This window comes from Pseudoroseomonas cervicalis ATCC 49957 (assembly GCF_000164635.1).
Classification (GTDB): domain Bacteria; phylum Pseudomonadota; class Alphaproteobacteria; order Acetobacterales; family Acetobacteraceae; genus Pseudoroseomonas; species Pseudoroseomonas cervicalis.
The window spans coordinates 1-1,220 of the sequence record NZ_GG770961.1 but is presented as its reverse complement, the minus strand read 5'-3'; the positions used below and the strand labels follow the sequence as shown (position 1 = coordinate 1,220).

General features: G+C 75.7%; 1 protein-coding gene. It reads left to right on the top strand.

What is annotated here, in order from left to right:
- Positions 1–1,220: ATP-binding protein (locus HMPREF0731_RS20780; RefSeq protein WP_007006202.1), on the top strand; the 1,220-nt coding region annotated here is incomplete at both ends.

The window sequence follows — 1,220 nt, the reverse complement described above, 5'->3', positions numbered from 1 at the left end:
CTGCTGCACGGCGTGGCCGGGGCGGGCGCCGGGCCGGGCGGCTTCCGCGGCGCCGTGGTCGCGCTGCTCGACCCCGGGGCGCTGCGCGACGGGCTGCTGCACCCCCCGGCCGAGGCCTTCGGCGTCACCCTCCGGCTGCACAGCGTCACCGGCCTGCTGCTGGCGCGCAGCGATGGCGGGGCGAGCGGCATCGGCGTGCTGAACGCCAGCGCCTGGCCGTTCCGCGCCTTCCTGCCGCGGCGCGACAGCGGGCTTTGGGAAGGCCCCGACCAGGAGGGGGTGGCGGGCTTCGCCGCCTTCGCCACCGCCCGTCCGGGGCAGATCGTGGTCGAGGTGATGCGGCGGCGGCAGGATGCGCTGGCCATGGCCGGCACCGTCCAGCCGCTGGTGCTGGCGGCGCTGCCGGCGCTGGTGCTGCTGGCGCTGGCCGCCTTCTGGCTGATGGCGCGCCAGGCCGACGCGCTGCGCCGCCAGGGCGCCCGCCTGGCCGAGGGCGAGGCCGCCGCGCGCGCCGGCGCCCGCGCCAAGGAGGAATTCCTGGCCGCCATGAGCCACGAGATCCGCACCCCCATGAACGGGGTGATCGGCATGGCCGGGCTGCTGATCGACACCCCGCTCGACCCGCTGCAGCGCCGTTATGCCGAGACCATCCGCGGCAGCGCCGAGCACCTGCTGGTGCTGCTGAACGACGTGCTGGACTTCTCCCGCCTCGAATCCGGCATGGTCGAGCATGAGCGCATCGCCTTCTCGCCCGAGGCCGAGATCGCCACCATCGCCGAGCTGCTGGCGCCGCGCGCCGCCGCCAAGGGGGTGGAGCTGCTCTGCGACCTGGCGCCCGGCCTGCCGCGCCGCATGCTGGGCGACCCGGCGCGGCTGCGGCAGATCCTGTTCAACCTGCTCGGCAACGCCATCAAGTTCACCGACAGCGGCTGGGTGAAGCTGGAGGTCGAGGCGCTGCCCCTGCCGCGCGCCGCCGGCGCCGAGGGGCCGCCGCCCTGGCGGCTGAGCTGCAGCATCGCCGACACCGGCATCGGCCTCGACCCGGCGCGCATCCCGCTGCTGTTCGAGCGCTTCACCCAGGCCGATGCCTCGATCAGCCGGCGCTATGGCGGCACCGGCCTTGGCCTCGCCATCTGCCGCAAGCTGGCCGAGCAGATGGGCGGCGGCATCGGCGCCGCGCCGCGCCCGGGCGGCGGCAGCCTGTTCCGCTTCCATGTCGA